The following is a 20,979-nucleotide window of genomic DNA, read 5'->3' as shown; positions in this document are numbered from 1 at the left end:
CCTGTTCGGGCTTCATCTGCCCTTGGCCCGGGAAAGCCTGCTGCGGGTCCTGGTCGTAATCCTTGAGCCACTTGCGCAGCACATTCAGATGGATCCCCAAGTCCCGGGAGGCTTGCGCCACCGATGTTCCCCGCTCCCGCACCAGCTTGACCGCCTCAACCTTGAACTCTCGGGTAAAGGTCCGCTTTGCCATTTGCCACCTCCGGTTTCATCATCACACCTAAACCAGGTGTCTGTGAAACCGGCAGCAGTCCACTGTCAGTCATCGCAGGACCGCCATACTGATGCTGCTGAACCAGAAACTACGACTTTCATTCTCACTTGCTATCTCGCTCTCGCCGATACTGATCAGATCAGTAAGGGAATACTCCTACTGAATCCGCCAAGCATGGCTACACCCGGAATAATAGACCCAGCAATTCCCCCTGCCATTTGCATCCTCACAACGCTTCATCGCTCTAGCTGTTGCTTCTTCAATAGTCGGCGCACCAGATGCAAATGAACTTTGAGTGCTCGACCCCACAGCAGCACATTGGTTCTTAAAGACCAAGCTCACACTGCATGTCCCACCTCGTTTGCGACATTCGTCAACAGCAGCAGCTTTAGCCAATCGCTTACTTCTCAAGTCGGTGACGATACCGAACACGCCTTTAGCGTCGCTAGCTATTGCACCCCAACTATCTACCCATACAGCTTGAGGCTCAGGCGGCATATCTCTGGATAAATCACTGGAATCAACCAGAGAAGAAGGACCACACTGCGCACCGCCAGCCGCTACACCCTGCGGGCAAGCCGTCTGCGCTCCGGCGGCAGCAGATGTCATTAACAGCATCGTAGCAACTAGCAATTCAGCCTTCATCTCACGTCTCCGGAAACTTGAACTCCTTCTTAGGTACCGCCTGCTGATGCGGTGATGAATCAGCTCTGCTCGCAATACGACCACCGCGATCTGATGCGTAGCTGGAACCGACACGTGTACCGGCGAGAGGATCGCTATCAAGACGTGCTTGCGACCCTGGCTGCACGCCACCCGGGTTCCCCCCATGCCCCGGTGGATAGCTGTTGCCTCCACCCCAACGACCGTCTCGCGAGGCACGAGCGCCACCATCGCTGCTGAAGGCGGTATAGGGAGTGAACGCACCCAGCATGCCTTGGAAAAAGGCCGCAGCCATCGGCGGAGCCGTCACGATCAAGGCCGTCAGAATCAGCCCCAGGCCACCTTGTTGCAACGCCATGCTGTTGACGCCTTCCGTACTCGCGCCGGTGAATTTCCCCACCCAGAATGCAGCGGACACTGCCAGCACCATCTTCAAAGCAATAGCGACCATGACGCTCAACAGCGCCAGCGAGAACATCGTTCCGATGCCATAGAACAGCCATTTACTGAACAACTGCTTGGTCTGCTCAAACAGCAGGCAGAGGATGAACATGGGCCCCAGGCCAATAAACAGTGCCATCGCCACCTTGTTGAGCAGCAGCATCGCACCACCCGTGATCGCAGGGCCTGCAATGCCGATTCCCGTAAACCAGAGATTGCGATTCTTTGCCTCGTTCACGATCTCGCTTTCACCGACGTCGATCGAGTCGATGCTCGAAAGCGCAACCTGCATATAGGCGAGGCTCCGGTCGATGTCGTCGTAGGCATCGGTGTCCCGGCCGGTCACGACAGCAGTGATTGCCGCGTTCACATCGTTGCTGAGGAACTCGAAGATCCGCGGACCGCCGAACGTCATGCCGGTAGCAATGCCGACAATCAGCGTTGCCCGCAGGGAATCGCTGACCAGCGCCATCAGCGAATCCCGCGATCGCCCTGTTACGATCCGCCAGCCTTGCAGCATGATCCATATCGTCATTGCCGACAGCGCAACCAGCCCGATCCAGCGCAGCGTTCGCCCCAACAGCTCGATTCCGAACTGATCGATCTCATGCTGCAGAAAATCATTGACGAGCTTGAAGAAGACGATGTTGGTCGTATCCTCAAACAGGGCGATGGGATACTGGAGCCACCCCAGCCAACCGGCATCAAGCACTCCGCTGATCAGTTCCATTGCTTCCACTTCCTATAACCGTTCGTCATCGGAATCTGCACCAGCCGCTGTTCCAACCATGCTCGGCTCGGAACCTGGCAGCGCCCACAGCCACGCGCTACTCCTGTATCTTCAGCGCGGCCTTCAGGACCGCGCCTTGCACCACAGAGCCGAACACGCGGTTCTCACCGCGCATCGCCTTCTGGGCAAGATACTGTTGGTCCTTCCGGAGCGACGCGATGTATCCGTCATAAGCAACCAACACGGTTTGGGTGTACTGCATGTCCATCGAACCACGGGCAACGAATCGTTCGATGTCGTTGCTGTTGCTTGTGATTTCCCCGGAGGTAGCGCCGGCACCCATCGCTTCGCGCGCCCTGGCGAGCCTTTCAAGCTTGCCGCTTTCCTCCATGATCCGCTCGAGCATTCGTACTTGTTCGTTGTAACGCTCGCTCTCGGCCAACACAATCCGCATGCAGATCTCGAGCTGCTGTTCCGCAATGTCGCCGGACATGTCGGGTATGAATGGCTTCCACAGACTCGAAAGACTGGGCGTGTCCGACGCGCCCGGACACCGCTCCCTTGTGATTCTCGCGATGTCGGCAGTCGATCGCTCCTTGAAGCCTGCGCCCATCTTCATGGAAGCGTCCATGAAATTCGCCATGGAACTCAGCTTAGCCTCGTACTCCTTCACCATCTGTGCAAGGTGGCGGGCCTGCTCCGCTTTGTCCCAGCTGTATTGGGCGGCATCCTTCGCCTCGGCCCACAGCTGGGTGAAGATGTTCTGGATGGTATGAACGACGTCATGGAAAACGAATGCGTTGGCACTCCCGACGGGAAGGACAGCCGCCAGAAGCGCTGCCAGCAACGCGGCCTTCCTCCCCGCTTTCGCGGACCCTGTGGATTTGCCATTGACGGGTGCAATCTTCTTGATGTCCATCGCGCAGATCTCCTGACTCCATGATGAAGGTTCAATCCATTCGGATGCTGATGCACAGATACCGCACAGGATCCGCCCTACGTTGTTCTCACAACAATCCCGATCAGCCGCTCGCTTCCGCAAGACGAGTTTCCCCGGCTACTTGACTCCTTCCAGACCCTTTGCGCATTGAATAGAACGTCTCGAGCCACTGCTCCGGCTTCAGCTCGTCGGCATTCATGCCAAGCTCACCGGCGTTCTCTTCCAGCACGTTGTGCATGATCTCGATGTTGTCCGTGGAAGCAGAAATGACGGCCAAGGCATCATCCATTCCACGCAGATTGAGCTGGCATACGCTGGACGCGTGGCCCTGCTTGACCAGGAAGCAGCGCGACCGTTCGTCCAGGCTCTTGACAACCTGGTACTCGGCATCGGTGAGCTTCAGTCCTTCGACGTAGTCCTCGCGGCTTGCGTTCGGGTTCGGCAGCAGCACGAGCGTTGCAGTCTGCTCGATCAGTGCGGCTGAGATATCGCTCTGCAATGCATCTTCGGGGCTTTGCGTGGCGAAGATTCCAAGCCCGTTCTGCTTGCGGATCGTCTTCTGCTTGTTCTTGGCGAATTCCTTGAGGCCGCCGCTGCCGTCGAGGATCTTCCAGAACTCGTCCATGACGTAGATCAGCGGGCGCCCGTCGATCAGTTCCTCGAGGCGATGCAGCAGGTAGTTGATGACCGGAATCCGGACCTCGGGATTGTCGATGATGTCCGTGTAGTCGAAGCCGATGATGTTGGCCTTCTGCAGATCGATGGTGTCGACCGGATTGTCGAACACCCAGCCCAGCGAGTTCCCGGCGGTCCACTTGCGCATCCGCGCGAAGAGACCGTCATCGCCCATGTTGGGCAGGCTCTTCTGGAAGTTCGTCATGCTGCGCAGGTGCATGGGCGTGTCGAGCATGTTCTCGACCGCGCGGTAGATGTCTTCCTCGTCGCGCGCCGTGTAGACACTTTTCGCGGCCAGCACCTTGGCGAGATCGGCGAGGAACTGCACGTTGGCCGCATTGCGTTCGCACTGGAACGGATTGAATCCGGTTGATCGGCCATTCTCGAGCGCCAGGTAGTTGCCCCCGCAGGCCCTGACGAAGATCTCCGCACCGCGATCCTTGTCGAAGAAGAAGATCGTCGGCGAGGGCTGGAGCTTCTGTACCTGGCTCAGCAGGAAGTTGATCAAGGCCGTCTTGCCGGTACCGGACTTGCCAATGACCATGGTGTTCGCGATCGCCTTCTCGCCGAAGGAGTTCTCGCCCGGGTGAGTTGCGTGGAAATTGAAGTAGTACGGTTGTCCGTTCGTCGTCTGCAACGTCGTGACGCAATCACCCCAAGGGTTGTTCTCCTTCTTGCCCGTCGCAAAGTTGTGCAGGGGCGACAGGCCGAGGAAGTTGAGCGAGCTCACGTTCGCCAGGCGCGTGCGGTACTTCCAGTTCCCCGGAAACTGGGAATAGAACGACGACACCACGGCCAGGTCTTCCTTGGCCGACACGAAACCGGCATTCGACAGTTCGGCGCGCGCGGTCGCGATGTTCTGCGAAAGCCTGTCCTGGCTGTCGGCATAGAGGGTCAGGATGAAGTGATACTCGCCCAGGACGAAATTGCCCGATGCAAGCTGGTCCATCGCCTGGTCGAGTTCGATGATCTGACTGACCGCCTTGTCGCCCGACGAGATCATCATGCCCTTGGTGCGATCCAGCACCTTCAGCGCGTCCTGTCGCCCCATGGGGCTGAAGGAATGGGTGATGACGTACTCGAAGTCGAGGTATTTCAACCCGTTCATGATGCCCGGGTGTGTCGTGTCCGAGTATTCCTTGATGTTGAGAATCGCGCCGAAGTGGTTCGCGCCCACCGGCGTGTTGATGATGAAGTCCCCGGTCTTGTCCGAGAACATCAGCCGGCTGACCGGCAGGTACCTGCCGATGGGCGCCTTGAGCACCGGAACCGGTTCGTCGACACGGTTCAGGACATAGCCGAAATGCTCCAGGACTTCGGAGAACACGATGCCGTTGGGGGCCTCGTACATCCCGAGGCGGGTGGGCGCGTACTCCTTCAGCACCGCCTCGAGGTTGCTTGCCAGCTCCTGCAGCTTGGCAATGGCCTGGTCCTGCTGCGACTGCAGCAAAGCTGTGTCGGCGGACTTCTCCACGAACCGCTTGCCCGATACAACGGGCCTGTACAGCATGGTCAGGTACAACTCGTTCTGCATGATCTTCCGGGATGACAGCGCTTCGAAGTAGGCGTCGGACATTGCCTGGTTGAATGCCTGCTCGAACCGGCTGCGATCGCGGATCTTGCGTTTTCTCCGGATGTCGTGCACCCAGAACGCGACATTGACGAAATCCGGGGCGCGCAACGTCTGCAACAGGCGATTGAATGTGTTGTGGCGATGCTCGATCTCCCATTCCTCGCGACCGACGAATGGCAGACCGCCAAGATGCCAAACCATCAGGTAATCACCACCCGCCGTCTTGACCACTGTCGGAGCGACATGGGCCGAGAAGGGAATGAACTCTTCGATGGTGGTATCTGGCTTGAACATCAGGTAGCTGTTGCCTTGGTTCTTCGTGTTGCCCTGGATTCGCCTGGCATGCATCCGTTGCCGGAGGGCCTGCCGATCTAATCGATCGGCAGGCGTCGTCATGCCGCGTGTGTCATTTGCCGGCCGGCTTGCCTCGGTAAAGATTGGGCGAGAACACCCACATCCCGTCATGCAGTGCCCGGTTGCGCGTCCGCAGCTTGAGTTGCCACCTGAGGCCGAGCAGCCGGAAGATCATTTCGTCCCTGCGCGCCATCTGCCGCATCACGAAGATGACGGCAGGCAGCAACAGCAGGCAGAAGAAGTTCACGTACACCGCCAGGAGGAAGCACCCGCCCGCGCCGAAGGCGAAGGGAACGTAGGGCACGCCCATGATCATGGCCGGGCGCGTGCAACCCCTGAACAGGACGTTCTTATGCATAGATCGGCTGCAGGGACTGGATCAGCATCGCCATGTCGCCCAGGCACTGGTCACTCTGGTTGGGCATGAGCATCTTGGCGAACTGGGCAGCACCACCGATCAGCAAGCCACCGATCAGTACCGGAGCGACGTCGGAAATCCGCTTGTGGGCGAACGCGATCTGGTAACCGGCAAAGATCACCGCGATGGTGACGACCGCGATCGACGCGATGTTCAGGATGTTGTTGATGTTCGAGAAGAACTTGCAGACCGCCCCGTTCTCGCCGATCGCATCCTGTGCCCAGGCCGACGCCGGCATCAGCGCGAACAACGCGACGATTATCGCCTTCTGGGCATCCGACCACGCCGCTCCGGCCTTGTTGACGAAGTTGCTCTGCTTCATGGAGTTTTTCATTGCTGGTCCCTCAGTTGGGTGGTGTGGAAAGCTTGCGAACTCCGCACGACCGTGCGGCACTGCTAGAAAACAAAGGCCGTATCGATACTGTCCTGCTCGCGCCCCGCGATTGCAGCACCAGTCCCCGGTGGCAATGCCGCGACGATGGTCGGGGCCGTTGCCGGGCGACTCTCCCTGGCCTCACTGGCAACCGGCCCGACGAGTGAAACGCGCGCGGGGATACCTGGCGATGGGCGCAAGGCTGCTCCTGGGGCGGCATCGTGAATCCGCTCATCGGTGGGCCAGGTTGGAGCATGCCGCTCTACATCCCCTCGCTCCCCGATTCGGCTTGGAGAGTCCGCGCGCCCCCGGGCGCCGGCCGTTCTCCGGTCGACAACATCAATGGCCAGGTTCTGGTCCGACGACCTGGAATCCGCCATGCGAATCGACGCATAGATCTTCTGCACGTAACCGTGCCGGAACCCGGTGGTGAAATCCCCGGAGTAGTAGCAACTAAAGGATTTCGGCCAACTCTCGTTCGAACGCGAATAGCATTCGGCTAGAATGCGCGCGCCGGCCTGCAGGTTGGGGCACGCCTGGAATGCCTTCTCGTAGGAGTCGAGGCCGTACTTGCCGAGGTTTTTCCGGTTGACCTGCGCCAGGCCAACGGAAAAGTTGTACCCGCGCTGCTCGAGCATCCGGACGGTTGCCAACGCTTCGGGCAGGGTTTTGGGCTGGCGTACCAGTCGTCCGCCGACCACACCGATCGCGTACGGATTGAATGAAGATTCAACCCGAACCACGTGCTGCATGACTTCTGCAGGCACTGCCAGATCCTGGCATCCCATGAGTTCCATTCCCGGGAACACAGCCGCCCCTTATCCTTCAGCCGACTTGAATACTACGTGCCTGCCATGGCACGTGCCAGACATCATTATGAGACGTCGCCCACAGTACTCGAGTAACACCACGCGGCTAATCGCTGTCGGATCGTCGCCGGACTCCCTCTTCCGGATGATTGCGGACAGTCCAGCAGACATGCAAACGCGCAGCACAATCATTCCGAGATCCCCCGCTGCGGATTGAAATCGATTCCCGTGATGTAGCGGCGTCCGCCATGCGCCTTGATGTGGACGAGGATGTCGATGGTCATCATCAGAAGACGCTTGATGACCGAGAACTCCAGCCCCGCTCCCTCTGCAGAGGCTTTCACCATCAGCGCGAGCTGGTCCCATGTCTGCGCGGTGCTGCCGGAATGGCAGCTCGTGATCGAGCCGGGATGTCCGGACGCGCAGTTGCGGATGAAGTAGAAGGATTCGTCGCCACGCAGTTCCGCCAGGATGATGCGGTCGGGCTTCATTCGCAGGCAGGCCTCCATGCAGCTCTTGGCCGTGACATTGCTCGCGCTCTGGCCGCCCTTGGAGTACAGCAGGTGCACCACGTTGGGCTGGGTGATGAAAAGTTCACGGGCATCCTCGATGGTCACCAGGCGCTCGTCGTCGGCGATGTGGTTCACCAGCGATTTCATGAACGTGGTCTTGCCGCTGCCGGTCGCGCCGGATACGACGATATTCTTGCGGTAGTGGACCGCCTTCCTGAAGAACTCGGCAAACTGGCTGCTTCGTCGCAGCTCCAGCAGCTCGCGATCGTGGTCGCTCAGTTCGTCGGTGGCATCGAGAATTTCGTCGAAGAAGCCATCCTGCTGGTACTGCTGCAGGGTTCTTGTCTGCTTCGACGGCAACCGGATGGTGATCGACACCTTGCCCGCGTCGCACGCCGGCGGAATCACGAACTGCGCTCGTTGCCCCGTCGGGAACGTCAGCGACACTACGGGATCGGCGTCGGTGATGCGCTGCCCTGTATTGCTCTCGTTCACCACGGCCGTGCAGAACTGGCGCGCCCGTTCGAACGTGAGGTTCGGGACTTCGACGCGGCTCCAGCCGCCCGCACCCTCGAGGTACACTTCACCGGGGCGATTGATGCATATCTCGGTGACGTCCGGAGACGCCATGTATCCCAGGATGCCGAGGACTTCGTACTGGTAATCCAGGAAGTCGTTGGAAATCCTGGCCAGGGGAGTGTTGTCGGCGTCCATGCCCGGCTCCGTGTAATGACTGCCCGCGTCAATTGACGCGAGGCAGCACTCCCGTGAAGTCGATGTCCTGGGCGACGTATACGTTCAGCACGGTGCCCTGGTTGACCGTGACCGTCGCGGGTCGGCTGGCACTGCGTTCGACCGCCTGGTCGGCGAGTCGCTGCATCGCCCGCGCCGTGTTGCTCTCGAACGGTTGCTCGACCACCGCGCCATTGCCGTAATAGGCGGTGGTCCTGGGGCCGTTCTTCTCGCCGGCGTACTTGAACCCGTCGCTGATCAGGCTGATCAGAAGAGCCGAGGCAATCCGGCTGGGCCAGTGCGCGCTGTAGTCGCCAGGATGCCCCGCACCGCCGAGGCCATCGACACCGGGACTGACCATGTTGATATCGATCCCCGTCGGTGTGGTGATGCGGTCCCAGATCACGGCCACGCGCGGGCCGGTAGCATCCGTGTCATACCGCCCCAGGATCCTGGACCCCTTGGGAACGAGCGTCCTGCGGCCATTGAACGAGTAGACCGGCTCGGCCACCACGCACGAGGTGAACCCGGGAATGTCCGTCACGATGCGCATCGCAAGCACGCAGCGGATGTATGTCCCCCTGACGAGAAGCGCGTCGGGGTTGTTCAGGAATTGCGCCGTACCTTTCTCGTTGGAAGGCTTGGATTCGGCCTTCGCAGGCGCCAGACCGTTGGCCTGCAGCATGGCCTGGACGAAAGGATCCTGCGCCTGGGATTCGGCGCCAGATTCCTGCTGCTGTGCCCCGGCGGTGCTGGCCATCCTGCGCTCCATCAGCGTTGATTGCCTGGGCTGCTGCGCAAGGTCGCCCGGCCCCGGCTGCGGCATTCGCGAGCTGTCGCCCATCGGCAGTGGTGGCAACTCGGGTTCCTCGCGTTCGGGAGTCCGGGCGAGCTCGATGGGTGGGGTCGGCTGCGGCAGTTCGCGCGGCAGTTCGGGAATCACGACCTGCTCTTCGACCGGCCGCCGCTCTTCTTCCTCGCCGGAAGTCGCACTCCTGTAGATGAAAATCGCCGCCACCACCAGCAGCAGGATGATGCCCGCGAGAAAGCCAAGCGCCTTGCGGTTCAACCTCTGGTCTTCGTTCGAGCGCAGGAACGGCGCGTTCGCATCCAGGTCGGGAGCGCCTTGCTCCTGATGGCCGGCGAAGTACGGATTCGCCCCTTCGCCGAACTGACCCGTACCGCGGGAGTCCTGCGCCGACTGGCCGTGGGGATCATTCTGTCCGGGAGGAGTGTTCTGGCTCACTGTTCTGTGTTCCTTCTCAGGCCGACAACCTGCTTGCCGTAACGGATCACAAGGTAACGATAGGTTCCGTGCACCACGATCGTGTCGTTCTCGACCGTGGTGTTCACGACGTAATCGTCGCCACTCTCGCGTTCCCTGGCAAAGACCGCCGGGAAGTTCCCGGTCGGGATGTTCCGCAGGTCGCTCATCCGGATGTAGGTGAACTGCCCGTCGTCGTAGACGTTCACCGGAACGAGCCATGCGCTTTTCTTGCGTGCGGAATAGTCGTAATTGAAGTTGTAGACACGATCGCTTGCCAGCGCAGTATCAAGTTCCGGCGCGGTGTCCGCCTCGGCAACGAACTCGGTGTTGCCCGGATACTTGAAGGTGATCTTGTACTGGACGCCATCCCGCTTGGCCTGTTCCAGCGCCTGCCAGTCGGTGGCCACGACCTTGAGTTCGAAGATGTAGGAATGGGTCGCGGTGCGAACCATCATGTTGGTGTCCACGTCCACGTTCCTGGGCTTCAGGTAGAACACGTTCTCGCGCCTGTTGAGCTCCCAGCCGCTGCTGAAGCCCGTGCTGTAGTCGATGATCTTCTCGTTGGGGCTCAGCTCGATCTGGGTCGTGATCCCGAGACCGGTGCGCACCGTATAGATCTTGTCCGGCTCGTACACGTACTCCTGGATCGCCTGAGCCTTGGCGGTGAGCGCCAGGGCCGAGGTCGCCAGGCAGGCGATGGCGGCGAAGCCGCGGAAAGTCTCGCGGTTCATCGGGTAGCGGCTCCGTTGGTGCTGTTCGTGTGCGCGTCGCTGGTGGCGGTTCCATCGCCATACTCCGGCGCCGGCGGAGCAGCGTCCTCCGGCTGGAAGACTTCTGCTGCCGGCATCGCAACCGTGGGATCGACATCCATCGAGGAGCTCAGCGGCTGGATCGGCGAGGCCGTGGAATAGTCGTTATCGACCCGGTAACCGGTCACCTGGAATCCGAGCGGGTTCTCGATGCGATAGCGGTCATCCATCTTCAGGTTGTTCTTGTAGGAAAACAGCATCGTGATGATCTTGTTGTCCAGCGCATTGGAGCTGCCATTGCCCTTGTTCACGACACGGCGTTCGATGCGAACGGTGGCCCCGCGCGGGGCGCCGCTGCCGTCCTTGGTCAGGACGATGCTGGAGATCTTCACGCGAACCGCCTGACTCGTCCCGTAGAGCTTGCGTGGGTTCATCGGATTATCCGCGGAGAACTGGGCGCGGTACTCGCCTGCAATGTTGCCGGCGGACATCGCGTACACGGTGACCCAGTCGCGCAAACCCAACAGCACGCTGTCGTAGGATTCGCGGGCCAGCACGTAGTGCGACACGTTGCTGCGGTTGATCGCCTCCTGCGCGGTGATCTGGTTGCTGGCGAAATCGCCGCGCAGTCGCGCCACGGTGCTGGTCCCGGTATAGGCATCCGCCATCACCAGGTAGGGCACCTTCTCCTTCAGCGGCAGCATCAGGAAGTAGCCGCAGGCCAGGATCAACGCCATCAGGATCGCGCTGAACGCAACCCACCACGCTCGACGCTCGCTCCTGCGCGCCAGATCGGCAACAGTCACCTCGAAGTTGACGGACCTCGAGACAATGTTGTCGATGTTCGGCGTTGCTGTTTTTTTGCTGAGCTTCATGAAATGCTCGAAATGAGAATGTCGCGGGAACTCATGCGGCAATCCGGCTCACGGTTCACTGGCACGCTCATGGAGTGTCAGCGCCGCCACCGACGCCGTCGCCGCCCGTGCGCAACCTGACGACGATTTGACGATCGTCGCTCGTGATCGAGACACCTTCCGCGGAGTAGGCGGAGTTGAGGCGTGAAACAGCGTCCTCGAGGTTCGTCGTCCGGATATCTGCGACGTCGCGGTACAAGGTGAAATCGGACGAATGCAGGTATGACAGCGTCCGCTTCGAATCCTTCGCCCAGCGCGTCAGCATCGACTTCAGCGTCCGGTCCATCGGCGACGGATAGAACACGTAGTCCTGATAGAGCGGAATGGACTGTGGCGCCTCCGCAAAATGATTCACCGGACGCCAACGGCCATTGATGTCAGGCGCGTGGGTCACGCAGCCTGCCAGGGACAGGGCGAACAACAGGAGCGGCAACATGGGACCGAGTCTGGATTTCACGCTTCACCCGTCAGAATGGTTCGAAAACGAGCAACAGCGCTGTTGCGTGCTGTGCGCAGGCAAGCCGGCAGGTGACCGGCAGCGGAACCGCTACGGCCGTCTTGGATTCGAATGAGATCGAGTGAGGCTGCGCGCAGATCCGTTCGGCGCTCGCACTCGATGCAGATGACAGAGCCCCGGCGCCAATCCACCCGGATCGGCACGCACGCAAGAATCGCCGGAACCGCGTCCCCCTGTGGGCGGACTTGCCTGTCCTCATCACCATCCGCTTCCGTTGCGTCCCCAATAATGACCGTCGTCACAAGCACGATCATGCATGAACAAAAACTATCTGGAATGTAAATGCCGGTCAAGCGCCTTTCTGTGGAAAACCATCCATCGCACCCGATTCCCCGGAACCAAAACGCTAAAGTTTGATCTGCGGCACATCTATCTTCGGTAACAGGCGCCTGGTGAAATGGCGATCCTGGTAGTACTTGATCTTGTCGCACATCACCGGGTGAGGAATTCCCTCGTAGAGGAATACCTCCTTGTCGAATCCCATCGCCTTGAGCTCCTGGGGCAGCATCAGGGCACGACGTTCTTCCGATTCATTGCGCGAGAAATCCCGCCCGCGCGTGAGGTTGTGCTTGCGCACCGTCGTGTAACCGAGCATTTCCGAGTAATCGTTGGCGTCCTGCTGCTCCCGGGGTGCATAGATGATCTGCAGCGCGTGGTTGGTGATGATGCTGCGCGCGACATCCTTCCCGTAGGTGGCGTCGAGTTGCGCCATGCTCTGGATGATCGGAAGCAGGCGGACGTTGTAGCCCGCCATGTAGGCAACCGCGGAAGCGATGATGTCCACCTTCCCGATCGACGTGAACTCGTCCATCAGCAGCAGGCATTGATACCTGAGCTCGGGATTGGCCTGTGGCAGCTCCCGCGTGTTGAGATTGATAACCTGGCTGAAGAAGAGATTCACGATCAACCGGCTTTCAGCGAGCTTGTTGGGCTGGATGCCGATGTAGATCGTCATCTTCTTCCTGCGCAGGTCCGTCAGCAGGAAGTCGTTCTGGCTCGTTGCTGCGTCGAGCACCGGGTTGATCCAGGCATTCAGCGGCTCCTTGAACGTCCCCATGATCGAGGCAAACGTTTCCTCCGCCTGCGACAGCAGGTTGGCAAACGCGCCTCGTGCGTTGGCGCTGAGGAAATCCTTCTTCGACAAGGCCTGGAGATAGGTTTTCAGTTCGGAGCCATCGCCGGATGACAGGCGATAGACCGCGCCAAGCGTCGGCACGCAATGCTGGCTGGGGAAGCCGGATTGCTTCATGTCCTCCCAGTTCTCGAACAGGTACAGGGAGAACGCCATGAACGCATTCCTGGCCTGGCTTACCCAGAACTTCTGCTCGTCGGCGCCGTCCGGATACAGCATCGCGGCAATGCTCATCAGGTCTGAAATGCGGAAGGCGGGGTCATTGGAGACATAGGTCAGCGGATTCCAGCGATGCGTTCGTCGATCCTCGGCGAACGGGTTGAACAGGAAGACCTCCTGGCCCTGGCTCGCCCGCCAGCCGCTGGTCAGTTCGAAGTTCTCCTGCTTGATGTCCAGCGCGACAATCGATTCGCGATAGTCGAGCAGGTTGGGAATGACGATGCCGACGCCCTTGCCCGACCGGGTCGGTGCGGCGAGGATCACGAACTGCTGTCCGCCCAGGCGCAGCAGGCTGCCATTGTGCTTGCCGACGATCAGCCCGGTGTCGGACTCCCTGAACATGCCGTGCTTCGCCAGGTCACCAGAGTTGGCGAAACGCGCGTTGCCATGGAGCGACTGCTTCGAAGGCTTCAGAATCAGGACCAGCAGCGCGGCACAGGCAAGCAGCGGCAAGCCGAACCCGATGTAGCCGGCCATCCTGATTCGCCCGGCATAGGGCGCAACTTGCGGCAGGTCCAACGCCTTGATGTAGGCGTAATAGGTTCCAAGCCCGGCCGCATTGGTATTGAGCTCGAGGAAAAGAAGCGCGAGGAAGCCGGAGAGATAGGCACCGGCCGCCAGTGCAAGCGCCGTGACGAACAAGGCGAAACCCAGTTTCTTCTTTTCAAGCCGCATGCTGATGCATTCCATGTTCCCTGGTTGGCGTCGATCCTGGCGCTAGCGCCGAAGCCGTGTTTTCCGCGGCCGCGGCCGGGTCTTTCGCGGAGTTGCGGCCTCCTCGTCGACCAGTCGTTCCATCCACGACCTTGCGTCCTCGAGCGTCCGTTCGTGATGCAGCCGCGCGCCCGACATTGTTGTGACCACGAATGCGATGACCTTGCCGGGGTCGTAGGTGTCACCCTGCGTCAATGCGACAAGCTGGTATCCACCCATCGTCAGGATCGGGTGTGCATGCTCGGTCATCGCGCGTTCCTTCGTTCCATCAAGCCACCCTCGCCCTCCATTCACTTCATTCCCGAAGCCCGTGGATGGACTCCACGGCCCCAGGCATTTCCGGATGCCACCGGGGCACGGATGATTCCGGGTGCGCTGCGCCGCCTGGTTGCCGGTGGTCATCGGCGACATATCCGCTGTCGTTCTCGGCTTCTTCGCCGGCGTCGTCCATGCCGGGCCATCCGGAATCGCCTGTGGCCTGCGCTCCGCCCTGCCTGCCACGCCGCCCCAGCCACCATGCCAGCGGAAGGAACACCGCGAATGCAGCAGTCAACCAGGGCCACGAGGCGGAGCGACTTGCCGATCTCGCGGCAAGCTCCGCATCCTTGAGGACAAGCAGCGCCTGCTGGTCACGATTCAACTGGTCGAGCTCCGCGACACGGACATGCAGTTCCTGAAGTTCCGCGCTGTGCTTCGCGCTTGATCCGGCAGATCGCCCGGCAGCGATCCGGAGGCCGTCCCGACTTCCGGAGGGCACGGCGCCCGATGGCGACATCGCCAGGCGTTCGACCTCATCGGGAGCCGGTGATATCTGGAGGCGCGCCGCGGCGACACCTTGCCCATCCGTTTTCATCGCAGGCTTCGCCGGTCGGCTTGGCAGCACAGGTAACGCCGCGGGCTGCGGGGGAACGGGCTTGCCGTCGCGCCAGTTGCGGATCTGTTCGTCGACCATCGCGGCAGCCTGCGCGGGGTCATACCGGGACAACTCGGCCGTCGATGGTGCGCGCAGGATCTCGCCGCGCCGGAGAAGGTTGATGTTGCCGCCAATGAACGCACCTGGATTGACGCGAAGCATGGCCAGCATTGCCTGGTTCAGTGTGTGCCGGTCATCGACGTAGGCGTCTGCGATCTGAGACAGCGTGTCGCCGGCACGCACGGGGCCGTAGTCGCCCGGCGCCGGCTGCTCGTCCCGCTGTGGCCGCGAAGGTGCGCTGACCGGTGTCGTTGGGGGTGGCAGCGCCGGTTTCGTCATTCTTTTGGGTGGCTGCGCGGATGAAGGTCCCTCGGCCGGTGCCGCCAGCGGAATCGGTTGCGCTGCTGCTCCACGCGCCTGCGGCACATGGGCGGCGATGTCTGCAGCCACGGGAATCGCCATCGGTTGCGGATCCGGCGCACGCGCGATCGCACCCGCCGTGGCGATTGCGGGAATCGGCAGCCCGATGGATGGCGGCATCGGCGCGGCAATCGCATCGGGCGCCGACAGGGCAACGGAATACTCGCGCACCATGCGCCCGTCACCCCAGTCCACCTGGACGAGGAACGTCAGGAAATCCTGTTCGACCGGTTTCACGCTGGTGACGCGGATGACCGGCCGCCCACGCGCGTCGCTCGCCACGTGGAATCGCAGGCTGGCCACCAAGCCATGCGGTCGCTCGAGGCCGATGCGCGCGAATGTCGCTGGCGAAGCCAGCCGCACCTGCAGTTGCCGAAGTTCGGCCGAATCCGCGGAGACAATCGGGATCTCGGCCAGCAACGGCTGCCCGATCCCGGATTTAAGTTCTATGCGATCGACATCCAGCGCCGAGGCTGGCAGCGACACCGCCAGCGCGGTGAACGCGAGTAAAGACAGCTTTCGCAGCATCCCGGCCACGCCCCTGAATCATCCTTGCCTGAACTGTAAGCGTCCGGGGTCGGTGTTATCAATGCCTGATACAGCATGCCAGCGTGACCGCACGCACATTCATGTCAACGGTGGTGACGTTCGCCCAGCGATTTCCGAATCATGACCATGACCCAGCGCGCCACGGTCGCCCTTCCCGCCAGAACACCAGCACATACACGCCCACCGTCCACGCCAGCGCCGCCGCCCAGCCGGCGAGGATGTCGGACGGGTAATGCACGCCCAGGTACACGCGCGACAGGCCCACCATCGGCACGAACACCGCCATCGCCGCGAGCACCGGCCAGCGCCAGCGGGTGGGCCAGGCCAGCAGCACGACCACGGCGGCCAAGGTCATCGAGCCCATCGCGTGGCCGCTGGGGAAGCTGTAGTTGTGCTCCGGCGCGATCGATTGCCACAGGCTGGGGCGGTCGCGGGCGAAGGCCTGCTTGGCAGCGAGGTTGAGCAGCGCCGAGCCGCCGGTGGCGAAGGCCGCGAACACGCTCTCGCGATAGTGGCGGTGCAGGGCCAGCACCAGCACCAGGACGATGTCCACCGGCACCACGCCGTACTCGTAGCCAAGCGCGGAAAACAGCAGGAACAGCTGGTCGAAGCCGCCGCGCGCGATGTGGTTGGCGGCCAGCAGGATCGGCTCGTCGAACGGGAAGCCCTCGGCTTCGCGGACTTCATCGGCCAGCTCGACGAATCCCCACAGCGGCAGCAGCACGCCGGCGAACAGCAGCAGCAACCGCCTGCCGTGGCGGCGCAGCAGCGAGGCGCTGGTGCGGGCCTCCTCGCGCAGCGCGCGCGAGGGGCGTTCGATCCGTGGCTCAGGCCGGTTCGGCGGCACGGCCGTAGCGGCGCTCGACGTAGCCGTCGATCAGGGCGACGAACTCGTGCGCGATGTGTTCGCCGCGCAGGGTCACGGCCTTCTGGCCGTCGATGAACACCGGCGCGGCCGGGGCTTCGCCGGTGCCGGGCAGCGAGATGCCGATGTCGGCGTGGCGCGACTCGCCGGGGCCGTTGACCACGCAGCCCATCACCGCCAGCGTCAGGTGCTCGGCGCCGGGATGGGTGATCTTCCACTCGGGCATCTTCGCGCGCACGTGCTCCTGCACCACCTTGGCCAACTCCTGGAAGAACTCGGATGTGGTGCGGCCGCAGCCGGGGCAGGCGGTGACCATCGGGGTGAACGCGCGCAGGCCCATGGTCTGCAGCAGCTCCTGCGCGACGACTACTTCCTGCGTGCGCGGCGCGCCCGGCTCGGGCGTGAGCGAGATGCGGATGGTGTCGCCGATGCCTTCCTGCATCAGCACCGCGAGCGCGGCGCTCGACGCCACGATGCCCTTGCTGCCGATGCCGGCCTCGGTGAGCCCCAGGTGCAGGGCGAAGTCGCTGCGCCGGGCGAGGTCGCGGTACACCGCGATCAGCTCCTGCACGCCGCTGACCTTGCAGCTGAGCACGATGCGTTCGGCGGGCAGGCCGAGATCCACGGCGCGCGCGGCCGAATCCAGCGCCGAGCGGATCAGCGCCTCGCGCAGCACGCGGCCGGCATCCCACGGTTCGGCCCGCTGCGCGTTCTCGTCCATCAGCTGCGCGGCGAGCGACTGGTCGAGCGAGCCCCAGTTGGCGCCGATGCGCACGGGCTTGTCGTACTGCAGCGCGAACTCGATCAGCTGCGCGAACTGGGTGTCGCGCTTCTTGCCGAAGCCGACGTTGCCGGGATTGATGCGGTACTTGGCCAGCGCCTGCGCACAGGCCGGCTCGCCCGCGAGCAGCTGGTGGCCGTTGTAGTGGAAGTCGCCGATCACCGGCACCTCGATGCCCATCATCGCCAGCTTCTCGACGATGCGCGGCACCGCCGCGGCGGACTCGGGGTTGTTGACGGTGACGCGGACCAGTTCGGAGCCGGCGCGCCAGAGGTCGGCCACCTGTTTCACGGTCCCGGCGACATCGACGGTGTCGGTGTTGGTCATCGACTGCACCACCACCGGCGCGTCGCCGCCGACGAGGATGTTGCCGATGCGCACCTGGCGGGTCGCGCGGCGCGGCGCCGGGCCGAAGGCCCAGTCCGACAGGGGCTGGACGATGGCGTGGCCGGCGACAGGGTCTGCGTTCATGGCGCCATTTTAGTCGGTATGGAGCGCATGGCGGCGGCAGGAGCGCCCGATGGTGCCGCCGACGCCGGCAGCGCCTGCGCGCGGCCCCGGGGCACGGACGTGCCGGGCCGCACGTGGGCGGTCCGCCGCGCGCGCCCAGGGGGCGCGGCGGCAGGCGCATGCGCTTGCGCGCAGCGCCCCGAAGCGCCGCTGCTCGTGCAAGCTGCGCAGTCGTTTGTCGACGACCAGGAACGACATGTACGGGTCCCGTTCGACGAAAGCCCGCTCCAGCCAGGTCCAGCGCCCGCGCGTGCTCGCCCAGCGCCAACGCCCAAGATCCGGAAGGGCAGCACGACCCCGATCGGCGGCGCGCCGAAAACTGGCGGCCACGGCTAGGCGCCGCCCTCCGCGACCTCATCCACGACGCCGCCGGCATCGGCCTTCTGCTCGGGCAGGTGCAGGTCGAGCTGGGTAAGCAACGCCCGGAACCGCGGCTCGTCGTCGAGCACGCGCCAGCGGCCGTCGACGATCAGGAACGCCATGCTGGCATCGCGCTGGCGATAGCCTTCGTCCAGCAGGTCCAGCGCCCGCTCGCGATTGCCCAGCGCCAGGTTGACAAGCGCGCGCCGCGTGGCCGGGCTGTAACCATCGCGCGCGCGCTGCTCCAGCTCGGCGAGGATGGCCTCGGCACCGGCGCGGTCGCCGTTCCAGACGCGCACGGCGGCCTGCACCGCGCGTACGTGGCTGCAGCCTTCGCACGCCCGGTCCGCGTGCGCAAGATCACGCGTGCCGGCGGCCTTGTCGCCGCTGCGCAGTTTGTCCATACCGCGCAGCATCAGCGCCACCCAGAAGTCGGGGTTCAGCTCCAGCACCCTGTCGATGCGCTGGCGGGTCTGCGCCTGGTTGTCGCGGGTCGCCAGCACGCTGGCCATGATCGTGTTGACCATCGGCGACATCGGGTCGAGGAGAATCGCCTTGCGCGCGTAGGGCAAGGCTTCATCACTGCGGCCGGTGTCGCCAAGCAGGTTGGCGATGCCCAGGTAGGCCTCGGGCGAATTGGGGTTCAGCGTGATCGCGCGGCGGAAGGACGCTTCCGCGGCCGCCCAATCCCATTCGTACCAGTACTCGATGAAGCCCTTCGAGGCATGGGCCTCGGCGGAGTTGGGGTCAAGCGCCAGCGCGTTGGCCACAGCGGCCTCGGCCTTGGGGAACAGCACGCGCGGGTCGCCGTCGGCGGTCATCACCTGGGCGCGGTAGGCAAAAGCGATCCCGGCCCATGCCCGCGCGCAGCGCGGATCGCGCTCGATCGCGCGCCGGAACGCGGCCACGGCCGCGACCAGGTGGTCGCGGTCGGGATGGTTCATCATGTCCCGGCCGCTCAGGTAGTCGCGATAGGCGTGCGCATCACTACCGTCGCAGGCACTGGCATGACGCGCTGCGCTCGAGTACTTCAGCGAGATCACCGACGACATGCCTTCGGCGATGGCATCTTGCAGGGTGAAGATCCGCTCCGGCGCCTGGTCGAACGTACCCGCCCACACCGTGCGCCCGTCCGGCATCGACATCAGGCGCGCGTTGACCCGGATTGCGTTGCCCACCCGCTGCGTGGACCCGTCCACCACGTAATCCGCCCCTAGCGCCATCCCCGCGCGCAGCGGATCGGACGCCTCGCCGGCAGATGCCTGGGTGGATGCCAGCGCCAGCACGCGCAGGTTGGTGGTCTGGCTCAGGTGCGTGATCAAAGTATCCGCCAACCCCAGCGCCAGCATGGCGTCATCCGGGCCGGCGCCGATCTGCCGGAACGGCAGCACGGCCAGGGTGGCGGGCGGCTCGCTCCCCTCCTGCAAGGCGGGCCGGTGCCACTGCCGCAGCGCAGTGATCCCGACCACCCCCACCAACAGGACGAGCAGCAACACCAGCCGCCAGCCGCGCGTGCCACGCAAGGACTCGCCAGTCGCGATGGCCGGAGGGTCGTCAGCGCCCGCAGGCGCGTGCGCGGGCGCGCCCGGCACATCCCAGTCAGCGCCCTCCGCCGGCTCAAGCGGCGCCACGAAGCTGTAGCCGCGCCCCGATACGGTGACGATGAAGCGCCGGTCGCCCGCGCCGGTGCCGAATGCGCGGCGCAGCGCCGACACCGCCTGGGTCAGGTTGTTCTCCTCCACCACGCGGCCGCGCCAGACCTCCGCCAGCAGGTCTTCCTTGTCGACCACGTCGCCCGCGTTCCGGACCAGGTGCACCAGCACGTCGAAGGCCTTGCCCGTAAGCGGCAGCGCGCTGCCGTCCGGTGCCCACAGCCTGCGGAACGACACATCCAGCCGGTACCCCGCGAATGCAAAGCGCTGCCCTGCGTTCCCCATGGCCGTCTTTCCGGAACCTTCAGGATTCTTAAGCGGATTCTGCAGGAATTTCAGGCCATCGCCAGCGGATGGTGGCGGCGTGGTACGGACCACGCCAACGGAGAATCCCGTGAAACTGCATTGCACCCTACTCGCCGCCGCGCTGGTTCTGGCTTCGAGCCAGACAGCCGCATCCGAACCCAATCCACTGGACCGCGGACTGCTGCCGGTACCCGCCAACCGCATCGTCGGCTTCTGGCACGCGAAAGTCTCGATCGGCCCGTGCGCCGGCGGCCCGGTCAACACCTTCCTCGGCCTCAACACCTTCATGGCCGGCGGCACGCTCAGCGACACCAACACCTTCCAGCCAACCTCGCGAGGGCCCGGCATGGGCGTATGGACCTACCTCGGTCGCGGCACCCGAGGCGCGAGCCGCTACAAGAACCACTTCCAGTTCGCACGCTTCAAGCCCGACGGCAGCTTTGATGGTCTGCAGGACGTCTACAACGACATCACCCTGCAAGCCGACGGCAGGACCTGGACGGCCAACGTCCACGCGTACGTCCTGAACGTCGACGGCAGCGTCCGTATGGAAGCGTGCGGCTCGGCATTGGCCGACCGCGTCACGATCAACTGAAGATCATCCCGCGTGCACTCAATGGCCGCGCCTTCGGGCGCGGCTTCTTTTTTTTTACTTGCCCGGCCGGCTGGGGTACGGT

The 20,979-nt window shown here is 63.1% G+C and carries 21 protein-coding genes; 1 reads left to right on the top strand and 20 read right to left on the bottom strand.

The genetic code is table 11. The annotated features are described in order from the left end of the window. The 20 genes from H570_RS0110000 to H570_RS0109910 form a co-directional block, all read right to left on the bottom strand. Positions 1-193 (bottom strand): IS3 family transposase (locus H570_RS0110000; RefSeq protein WP_027080572.1); only part of this gene is annotated, 193 nt, incomplete at its 3' end. 177 nt (positions 194-370) lie between these two features. Beyond that, positions 371-859: a DUF4189 domain-containing protein gene (locus tag H570_RS18615; RefSeq protein WP_169447761.1), complete on the bottom strand. Its 489-nt coding sequence runs from the start codon at positions 857-859 to the stop codon at positions 371-373. A gap of 1 nt (position 860) precedes the next feature. Continuing rightward, positions 861-2,048, bottom strand: a complete 1,188-nt coding sequence (locus tag H570_RS17175) for a TrbL/VirB6 family protein (RefSeq protein ID WP_051176295.1) — start codon at positions 2,046-2,048, stop codon at positions 861-863. Positions 2,049-2,145: 97 nt separating this feature from the next. Further along, positions 2,146-2,967, bottom strand: coding sequence for a hypothetical protein (locus H570_RS18230; RefSeq protein WP_027080609.1), 822 nt, complete (start codon positions 2,965-2,967; stop codon positions 2,146-2,148). 103 nt (positions 2,968-3,070) lie between these two features. Continuing rightward, positions 3,071-5,530, bottom strand: a complete 2,460-nt coding sequence (locus H570_RS0109985) for a VirB4 family type IV secretion/conjugal transfer ATPase (RefSeq protein ID WP_027080608.1) — start codon at positions 5,528-5,530, stop codon at positions 3,071-3,073. A 112-nt stretch (positions 5,531-5,642) separates the two neighbouring features. Then, on the bottom strand, positions 5,643-5,948 hold the full coding sequence (locus H570_RS0109980) for a VirB3 family type IV secretion system protein (RefSeq protein WP_084500062.1): 306 nt from the start codon (positions 5,946-5,948) through the stop codon (positions 5,643-5,645). Beyond that, positions 5,941-6,330 (bottom strand): TrbC/VirB2 family protein, encoded by a 390-nt coding sequence (locus H570_RS0109975; RefSeq protein ID WP_027080606.1) that lies wholly within the window; start codon positions 6,328-6,330, stop codon positions 5,941-5,943. Before H570_RS0109975 ends, H570_RS0109980 begins: the two co-directional genes overlap by 8 nt. A 74-nt stretch (positions 6,331-6,404) precedes the next feature. Then, positions 6,405-7,178 (bottom strand): lytic transglycosylase domain-containing protein, encoded by a 774-nt coding sequence (locus H570_RS18610; protein WP_156899941.1) that lies wholly within the window; start codon positions 7,176-7,178, stop codon positions 6,405-6,407. A gap of 200 nt (positions 7,179-7,378) precedes the next feature. Continuing rightward, on the bottom strand, positions 7,379-8,416 hold the full coding sequence (virB11, locus tag H570_RS0109965) for a P-type DNA transfer ATPase VirB11 (RefSeq protein ID WP_027080604.1): 1,038 nt from the start codon (positions 8,414-8,416) through the stop codon (positions 7,379-7,381). A 28-nt stretch (positions 8,417-8,444) separates the two neighbouring features. Then, entirely contained in the window at positions 8,445-9,680 is a 1,236-nt protein-coding gene (locus H570_RS0109960) for a TrbI/VirB10 family protein (RefSeq protein ID WP_027080603.1), read from the bottom strand. Next, complete coding sequence (locus tag H570_RS0109955; RefSeq protein WP_027080602.1) at positions 9,677-10,432, bottom strand: TrbG/VirB9 family P-type conjugative transfer protein; 756 nt, start codon at positions 10,430-10,432, stop codon at positions 9,677-9,679. The genes H570_RS0109960 and H570_RS0109955 overlap by 4 nt, the downstream gene beginning before the upstream one ends. After that, positions 10,429-11,325 (bottom strand): VirB8 family type IV secretion system protein, encoded by an 897-nt coding sequence (locus H570_RS17165; protein WP_051176293.1) that lies wholly within the window; start codon positions 11,323-11,325, stop codon positions 10,429-10,431. The genes H570_RS0109955 and H570_RS17165 overlap by 4 nt, the downstream gene beginning before the upstream one ends. Before the next feature lie 67 nt (positions 11,326-11,392). Beyond that, positions 11,393-11,800, bottom strand: coding sequence for a hypothetical protein (locus H570_RS17160; protein ID WP_051176291.1), 408 nt, complete (start codon positions 11,798-11,800; stop codon positions 11,393-11,395). A gap of 17 nt (positions 11,801-11,817) precedes the next feature. Further along, complete coding sequence (locus H570_RS18930) at positions 11,818-12,174, bottom strand: hypothetical protein (RefSeq protein ID WP_156899940.1); 357 nt, start codon at positions 12,172-12,174, stop codon at positions 11,818-11,820. A 53-nt stretch (positions 12,175-12,227) separates the two neighbouring features. Continuing rightward, positions 12,228-13,907 carry a type IV secretory system conjugative DNA transfer family protein gene (locus tag H570_RS0109940; RefSeq protein WP_084500065.1) on the bottom strand — a complete coding sequence of 560 codons (1,680 nt, stop codon included), beginning with the start codon at positions 13,905-13,907 and terminating at the stop codon, positions 12,228-12,230. A 42-nt stretch (positions 13,908-13,949) separates the two neighbouring features. Beyond that, entirely contained in the window at positions 13,950-14,195 is a 246-nt protein-coding gene (locus H570_RS17155; RefSeq protein ID WP_051176290.1) for a hypothetical protein, read from the bottom strand. A 46-nt stretch (positions 14,196-14,241) separates the two neighbouring features. Beyond that, the gene (locus tag H570_RS17150; RefSeq protein ID WP_051176286.1) at positions 14,242-15,807 is read right to left on the bottom strand and encodes a type IV pilus assembly protein FimV; all 1,566 of its coding nucleotides are present in this window, start codon (positions 15,805-15,807) and stop codon (positions 14,242-14,244) included. 139 nt (positions 15,808-15,946) lie between these two features. Beyond that, positions 15,947-16,627, bottom strand: coding sequence for a phosphatase PAP2 family protein (locus H570_RS0109925; protein ID WP_027080600.1), 681 nt, complete (start codon positions 16,625-16,627; stop codon positions 15,947-15,949). Between the two features lie 28 nt (positions 16,628-16,655). Beyond that, complete coding sequence (gene ispG / locus H570_RS0109920) at positions 16,656-17,945, bottom strand: flavodoxin-dependent (E)-4-hydroxy-3-methylbut-2-enyl-diphosphate synthase (RefSeq protein WP_084500059.1); 1,290 nt, start codon at positions 17,943-17,945, stop codon at positions 16,656-16,658. A 371-nt stretch (positions 17,946-18,316) separates the two neighbouring features. Further along, a complete protein-coding gene (locus tag H570_RS0109910) occupies positions 18,317-20,614 on the bottom strand; it encodes a winged helix-turn-helix domain-containing tetratricopeptide repeat protein (RefSeq protein WP_211219104.1) in 2,298 nt (765 codons plus the stop codon). Positions 20,615-20,648: 34 nt separating this feature from the next. On the opposite strand from H570_RS0109910, the gene H570_RS19210 reads away from it, so the two are divergent. Continuing rightward, positions 20,649-20,897 carry a hypothetical protein gene (locus tag H570_RS19210; protein ID WP_084500053.1) on the top strand — a complete coding sequence of 83 codons (249 nt, stop codon included), beginning with the start codon at positions 20,649-20,651 and terminating at the stop codon, positions 20,895-20,897. The last annotated feature ends 82 nt before the right edge of the window (positions 20,898-20,979 follow it).

The sequence above is a fragment of the Luteimonas mephitis DSM 12574 genome (genome assembly GCF_000422305.1).
Lineage (GTDB): Bacteria > Pseudomonadota > Gammaproteobacteria > Xanthomonadales > Xanthomonadaceae > Luteimonas > Luteimonas mephitis.
This window is presented reverse-complemented; position numbering and strand designations above follow the sequence as displayed.

Excerpts from the sequence above, each read along its gene's own strand:
- H570_RS18615 (WP_169447761.1), bottom strand. The coding sequence starts at position 859 with ATGAAGGCTGAATTGCTAGTTGCTACGATGCTGTTAATGACATCTGCT.
- H570_RS17175 (WP_051176295.1), bottom strand. The coding sequence starts at position 2,048 with ATGGAACTGATCAGCGGAGTGCTTGATGCCGGTTGGCTGGGGTGGCTC.
- H570_RS18230 (WP_027080609.1), bottom strand. The coding sequence starts at position 2,967 with ATGGACATCAAGAAGATTGCACCCGTCAATGGCAAATCCACAGGGTCC.
- H570_RS0109985 (WP_027080608.1), bottom strand. The coding sequence starts at position 5,530 with ATGTTCAAGCCAGATACCACCATCGAAGAGTTCATTCCCTTCTCGGCC.
- H570_RS0109980 (WP_084500062.1), bottom strand. The coding sequence starts at position 5,948 with ATGCATAAGAACGTCCTGTTCAGGGGTTGCACGCGCCCGGCCATGATC.
- H570_RS0109975 (WP_027080606.1), bottom strand. The coding sequence starts at position 6,330 with ATGAAGCAGAGCAACTTCGTCAACAAGGCCGGAGCGGCGTGGTCGGAT.
- H570_RS18610 (WP_156899941.1), bottom strand. The coding sequence starts at position 7,178 with ATGGAACTCATGGGATGCCAGGATCTGGCAGTGCCTGCAGAAGTCATG.
- virB11 (WP_027080604.1), bottom strand. The coding sequence starts at position 8,416 with ATGGACGCCGACAACACTCCCCTGGCCAGGATTTCCAACGACTTCCTG.
- H570_RS0109955 (WP_027080602.1), bottom strand. The coding sequence starts at position 10,432 with ATGAACCGCGAGACTTTCCGCGGCTTCGCCGCCATCGCCTGCCTGGCG.
- H570_RS17165 (WP_051176293.1), bottom strand. The coding sequence starts at position 11,325 with ATGAAGCTCAGCAAAAAAACAGCAACGCCGAACATCGACAACATTGTC.
- H570_RS17160 (WP_051176291.1), bottom strand. The coding sequence starts at position 11,800 with ATGTTGCCGCTCCTGTTGTTCGCCCTGTCCCTGGCAGGCTGCGTGACC.
- H570_RS0109940 (WP_084500065.1), bottom strand. The coding sequence starts at position 13,907 with ATGCGGCTTGAAAAGAAGAAACTGGGTTTCGCCTTGTTCGTCACGGCG.
- H570_RS17155 (WP_051176290.1), bottom strand. The coding sequence starts at position 14,195 with ATGACCGAGCATGCACACCCGATCCTGACGATGGGTGGATACCAGCTT.
- H570_RS17150 (WP_051176286.1), bottom strand. The coding sequence starts at position 15,807 with ATGCTGCGAAAGCTGTCTTTACTCGCGTTCACCGCGCTGGCGGTGTCG.
- ispG (WP_084500059.1), bottom strand. The coding sequence starts at position 17,945 with ATGAACGCAGACCCTGTCGCCGGCCACGCCATCGTCCAGCCCCTGTCG.
- H570_RS19210 (WP_084500053.1), top strand. The coding sequence starts at position 20,649 with ATGGGCGTATGGACCTACCTCGGTCGCGGCACCCGAGGCGCGAGCCGC.